The organism is Parvibaculum sp. (assembly GCF_049672805.1).
Classification (GTDB): Bacteria; Pseudomonadota; Alphaproteobacteria; order Parvibaculales; family Parvibaculaceae; genus Parvibaculum.
Genome location: NZ_JBATWS010000344.1, coordinates 1 through 5,740, shown reverse-complemented (window position 1 = coordinate 5,740; position 5,740 = coordinate 1). Strand labels below are relative to the sequence as shown.

Below are 5,740 nucleotides of genomic sequence, written 5' to 3'. Positions count from 1 at the left end.
CTCGTCATCGCCGTCACCATGCTGACAAGCCTGGATGAGAGCGACCTTGCCGATACGGGCGTCACGGGCACGCCTGCCGATCATGTGCGCCGCCTCGCAGGCCTTGCTGCCAGATCGGGGCTCGACGGTGTTGTCTGTTCGGCCCATGAAATCGAGACGCTGCGGCGCGATCTCGGGCCCGATTTCAAGCTCATCGTGCCCGGCATCCGCCCGGAAGGGGCAGCCCTTGCCGACCAGAAGCGCGTGATGACGCCTGCCCGCGCGCTCGAGCTTGGGGCAGATATTCTGGTCATCGGTCGTCCCATCACCGGCGCGGATAGCCCGCGCGCGGCAGCAGACAGCATTACCCGCACGCTGTCGCTTGCCGCCTGACGCCATGACCACAGGTGTCAAAATCTGCGGCCTTTCAACGGTGGAAACCGTAGAGGCGGCCGTGACTGCGGGTGCCGATTATCTCGGCTTCGTGTTTTTCCCGAAAAGCCCGCGTCATATCTCCCTTGAGGCGGCGGCTGAACTGAAAGCCCATGTCCCTTCCTCCGTCATGAAGGTGGCGCTCACCGTTGATGCGGATAATGAGACGCTGGATGCGGCGGTGGCGGCGCTCAGGCCCGACATTATCCAGCTTCACGGTGCGGAAACGCCCGAGCGGCTCAAGGAACTCAAAGCGCGCTATGGCCTGCTCCTGATGAAAGCCATTGGCGTGGCCGAGCCGGGCGACCCGGAACGCAGCGAAATTTACCGGGATTCCGCCGATTTGTTGCTGTTCGATGCCAAACCGCCTAAATCTATGGCGAACGCATTGCCGGGTGGAAACGGCCTCGTTTTCGACTGGTCGCTGATCGCCGGGCATCGGCCCGATATGCCCTGGATGCTGTCGGGTGGCCTGACACCTGACAATGTCGGGGAGGCGATCCGCGTTACCGGGGCGAAGACGGTTGATGTCTCGTCCGGCGTTGAAACCGCGCCGGGCCGGAAATCGCCCGGGCTCATCGAAGCCTTCATCAAGGCGGCCAGGGCCGCCTGAAGGCCGGTGAAAGCAGCCGACAGAAGCAGACAGATCGAAAGAGAGAAGCCTTGAGCGCGACGACACCAAACTCCCTGCGAAACGGACCTGATGAACGGGGTCGTTTCGGCATATTCGGCGGACGCTTTGTCGCCGAAACATTGATGCCGCTCGTGCTCGATCTTGAAAAAGCCTATGAGACGGCGAAAGCCGATCCCTCCTTTCAGGCAGAAATCGATTTCATGCAGCGCGACTATGTGGGTCGCCCGAGCCCGCTCTATCTCGCCGAGCGGCTGACGGAACATTTCCGTAGTATCGCTGCTGCGGCGGGCCGGGATGGCGGCGCGAAAATCTATTTCAAGCGTGACGAGCTGAACCATACCGGCAGCCATAAGATCAATAACTGCCTTGGCCAGATCCTGCTTGCGCGGCGCATGGGCAAGACGCGCATCATCGCGGAAACGGGTGCGGGCCAGCATGGTGTGGCGACCGCAACCGTTTGCGCACGCTTCGGCCTTCCCTGTGTCATCTACATGGGCGCAACCGACATTGAACGGCAGAAGCCGAACGTCTTCCGCATGAAGCTTCTCGGCGCGGAAGTTGTTCCTGTTACTTCCGGCACGGGCACGCTGAAAGATGCGATGAACGAAGCGCTGCGGGACTGGGTAACGAATGTCGAGAACACCTACTATCTGATCGGCACTGCCGCCGGTCCCCATCCCTATCCTGCAATGGTGCGCGACTTCCAGTCCGTGATCGGGCGCGAGACAAAGGCGCAGATGCTGGAGCGCGAGGGGCGGCTGCCCGACTCCGTCGTTGCCTGTATCGGTGGCGGCTCCAATGCGATGGGCCTTTTCCATCCCTTCCTCGATGATCCTTCCGTGAAGATTTACGGCGTCGAAGCAGCCGGCAAGGGCATCGACACGGGCCAGCATTGCGCGTCGCTCAAGGGCGGCCAGCCGGGCGTGCTTCACGGCAACCGGACCTATCTGCTGCAGGACGAGGATGGCCAGATCCGTGACGGCCATTCCATTTCGGCCGGACTCGACTATCCGGGCATCGGGCCGGAACATGCCTGGCTCAATGATACGGGGCGTGCGGAATATGTTGCCGCGACGGATCAGGAAGCGCTCGATGCCTTCCAGCTCTGCACCCGGCTTGAAGGCATCATCCCGGCGCTTGAGCCTGCGCATGCGCTGGCCTTTGTCTCGAAGATCGCGCCGGAACTGCCGAAGGATCACCTGCTCGTGATGAATCTTTGCGGCCGCGGCGACAAGGATGTGTTCTCTGTTGCGGAATATCTGGGGGTGTCGCTGTGACAACGCGGCTCGACAAGCGTTTTGCCCGGCTGCAGGCGGAAGGCCGCGCCGCTTTCGTGACCTTCACCACGGCGGGCGACCCGGACCCGGAGACCTGCTTTGACATTCTGAAGGGCCTGCCCGCTGCGGGTGCCGATGTGATTGAACTCGGCATGCCTTTCACCGACCCGATGGCGGATGGTCCGGCCATTCAGGCTTCCTCGCTGCGCGCGCTGCGCAATGGCATGACGGTGCTGAAGACGCTCGATCTCGTGCGCCGCTTTCGCGAGAGCGACAATGAAACGCCGATCGTGCTGATGGGCTACTACAACCCGATCTATCGCATGGGTGTGGAAACCTTCCTTTCCCGCGCGCGCGACGCCGGTGTTGACGGGCTTATCGTGGTGGACCTGCCGCCGGAAGAAGATGACGAGCTTTGTGTGCCTGCGCTTCAGGCGGGGCTAAACTTCATCCGCCTTGCCACGCCGACAACCGATGACAAGCGTTTGCCCGCCGTTCTCGCGAACACATCGGGCTTTGTCTATTACGTGTCGATTACCGGCATCACAGGTTCGGCAAGCCCGCAGGCGCAGAATGTTGCGGAAGCAGTCGCACGGATCAAGCGGCATACACCGCTGCCGGTTGCGGTCGGTTTCGGCATCAAGACACCCGAACAGGCAGCCGCCATTGCCCGCGCGGCGGATGGCGCTGTGGTGGGGTCGGCGATCATCGACCAGATCGCCCACGACCTCGATGAAAACGGAAAGGCGAAGCCGGGCGCAGCCTCGCGCGTTCTCGCCTTTGTTCGCTCGCTCGCAGATGGCGTCCACAACGCCCGCGCGGCAGCGGCGGAATAAGGGAGACGGGAGATGAACTGGATCAATAATGTCGTGCGTCCGAAGATCCAGCGGGTCTTCACCAAGAAGCAGCAAACGCCGGACAATCTCTGGCACAAATGCCCTTCTTGCGGCGAGATGATCTTCCATCGCGATCTCGATGCGGCGCAACGCGTCTGCCCTGCCTGCGACCACCATATGCGGATAGGCACGAAAGAGCGTTTCGCCGCGCTGTTTGATCGCGGCGAATATCAGCTTGTTGATGTGGGGCAGGTGGTGCTTGATCCGCTGAAGTTCCGCGACCAGAAGAAGTATCCTGACCGCCTGAAGGAAGCCCGTGCCAAGACCGGCCGCGAAGACGCGGTGAGCGTGGCGCATGGCCCGCTTGACGATGTTGAAACCGTGATCGCGGTCGAAGACTTTGCCTTTATGGGCGGCTCACTCGGCATGGCCGCCGGTGAAGCGATCATCAAGGGTGCGGAAAAGGCGCTGGAGCTGAAGGCGCCCTACATTCTCTTCACCGCAGCCGGTGGCGCGCGCATGCAGGAAGGCATTCTCTCCCTCATGCAGATGCCGCGCACGACCGTTGCACTGCAGCTTCTACGCGAAGCGGGTGTTCCCTTCATCGTCGTGCTGACCGACCCGACAACGGGCGGCGTGCTTGCCTCCTATGCGATGCTGGGCGACATCCATATCGCCGAACCGAAGGCGCTGATCGGTTTTTCCGGTCGTCGCGTCATCGAGCAGACGATCCGCGAAAAGCTGCCAGATGATTTTCAGTCGGCGGAGTTTCAGTTCGATCACGGCATGATCGACATGATCGTGCATCGCCACAAGATGAAGGAAACGCTGGCGCGGCTTGTGCGGCTTCTGACACATCGCCCGCGAAGCCCGAAGCAGGGAAGCGCCAATGTGCCTGCCACCGTGGCGACGCCTTCGGCATCGTGAGCAGCAACGCGCCCGCCAGAAGCGACATCATTCTTGAACGGCTGACGACGCTTCATCCGAAGCTGATCGATCTGTCGCTTGATCGCACCTGGCGCATTCTCGAAGCGCTTGGTCATCCTGAGCGTTCCCTCCCGCCCGTATTTCATGTGGCTGGAACGAATGGCAAAGGTTCTGTCTGCGCCATGCTGCGCGCCATGCTGGAAGCGGGCGGCTATGGTGTTCACTCCTATACATCGCCGCATCTCGTGCGCTTCCATGAGCGCATTCGCCTCGCAGGCAAGCCGCATAGCGCCTTCATTGAAGAAGAGGAACTTGCGGCGCTGCTGGATGAATGCGAGCGCGCCAATGCGGGCGAGCCGATCACCTTTTTCGAAATCACCACGGCGGCGGCCCTGCTTGCCTTTTCGCGCCATCCTGCCGACGCGCTTATTCTCGAAGTCGGCATGGGCGGGCGGCTTGATACGACCAATGTGGTGGCAAAGCCCGCCGTCACTATCATCACACCGGTCGATCTCGACCATCAGGCCTTTCTCGGCGACACGCTGAGCGCCATCGCCTCCGAGAAGGCCGGCATTCTTAAAAAGGGCGTGCCCGGCGTGATCGGCATGCAGCAGGAGGAAGCACTTGCCGCGATTGAACACGCGGCGGAGAGAACCGGCGCGCCGCTCGATATTTTCGGGCAGGAGTTCATCGCGCATGAGGAAGCGGGCGCGCTTGTCTATCAGGATGAGGGAGGCTTGCTCGACCTGCCTCTGCCGCGCCTTCGGGGCCGACACCAGATCGGCAATGCCGCCATGGCTATTCGTGCTCTGCGGCGCGCGCCGTTCCTGCCGGTTGACCAAGCCGCCATCGCGCGGGGACTCACGGAAGCTGAATGGCCTGCCCGCCTGCAAAGGCTGACGCGGGGACCGATTTTCGAGCATCTGCCGGAGGGAAGCGAAGTCTGGCTTGACGGCGGGCACAACCCTGCTGCGGGCCGCGTCATCGCAGAGATGATGGCGGACCTTGCCCAGCATGACCGACCGGAAAGCCCGCGCCCGCTACTGCTTCTCGCGGGCATGCTGGACACGAAAGATGCGACGGGCTTCTTTGCCGCCTTCCGCGATCTCGCCGCGCATGTGGAAACCATTGCCATTCCTCATGCCGAGGCGAGCCTGCCCGCAGCGCGGCTTGCGGAGATGGCCTCTGCGGCGGGGCTTGATGCCAATGCCGCGCCCTCGATCAGCGAGGCGCTTGAGCGGATCACCATTGCCGCCGGACGCGCAACACCGCGCGTCCTCATCTGCGGCTCGCTTTATCTCGCCGGGCACATACTCAAGGACAATTCATAGAATCTGCCCATGAAAAAAGGCCGGAACGAAGCCGGCCTTTTCATCCGTTAACGGAATAGTTCGTCAGATCGAGCTGTCGATCCATTCGACGATTTTGCCCTTGGGCAGAGCTCCAACCTTGGTGGCCGAAACCTGACCATCCTTGAAGATCATCAGCGTCGGAATACCGCGGACGCCATATTTGGTCGGCGTGTTCGGATTCTCGTCGATGTTGATCTTTGCGACGCGGAGCTTCCCGCCATAATCCTTGGCGATCTCTTCAAGGGCCGGGCCGATCTGCTTGCAGGGGCCGCACCACTCCGCCCAGAAATCGACCAGAACGGG

General features: G+C 61.8%; 7 protein-coding genes. 6 read left to right on the top strand and 1 reads right to left on the bottom strand.

The window, feature by feature from the left end:
• The 6 genes from WBF74_RS10885 to WBF74_RS10860 all read left to right on the top strand — a co-directional run.
• Positions 1-372: orotidine 5'-phosphate decarboxylase / HUMPS family protein (locus tag WBF74_RS10885; RefSeq protein WP_424439458.1), on the top strand; the 372-nt coding region annotated here is incomplete at its 5' end.
• 4 nt (positions 373-376) lie between these two features.
• Positions 377-1,024: a phosphoribosylanthranilate isomerase gene (locus tag WBF74_RS10880; protein WP_424439455.1), complete on the top strand. Its 648-nt coding sequence runs from the start codon at positions 377-379 to the stop codon at positions 1,022-1,024.
• 50 nt (positions 1,025-1,074) lie between these two features.
• Positions 1,075-2,322: a tryptophan synthase subunit beta gene (trpB, locus tag WBF74_RS10875; protein WP_424439452.1), complete on the top strand. Its 1,248-nt coding sequence runs from the start codon at positions 1,075-1,077 to the stop codon at positions 2,320-2,322.
• A complete protein-coding gene (gene trpA, locus WBF74_RS10870; RefSeq protein WP_424439449.1) occupies positions 2,319-3,158 on the top strand; it encodes a tryptophan synthase subunit alpha in 840 nt (279 codons plus the stop codon). Before trpB ends, trpA begins: the two co-directional genes overlap by 4 nt.
• A gap of 12 nt (positions 3,159-3,170) precedes the next feature.
• A complete protein-coding gene (gene accD, locus WBF74_RS10865; protein ID WP_424439446.1) occupies positions 3,171-4,085 on the top strand; it encodes an acetyl-CoA carboxylase, carboxyltransferase subunit beta in 915 nt (304 codons plus the stop codon).
• Complete coding sequence (locus WBF74_RS10860) at positions 4,082-5,416, top strand: bifunctional folylpolyglutamate synthase/dihydrofolate synthase (RefSeq protein WP_424439443.1); 1,335 nt, start codon at positions 4,082-4,084, stop codon at positions 5,414-5,416. Before accD ends, WBF74_RS10860 begins: the two co-directional genes overlap by 4 nt.
• Before the next feature lie 63 nt (positions 5,417-5,479).
• Here WBF74_RS10860 and trxA read toward each other — a convergent pair.
• On the bottom strand, positions 5,480-5,740 hold a 261-nt coding region (gene trxA / locus WBF74_RS10855), incomplete at its 5' end, for a thioredoxin (RefSeq protein ID WP_424439440.1).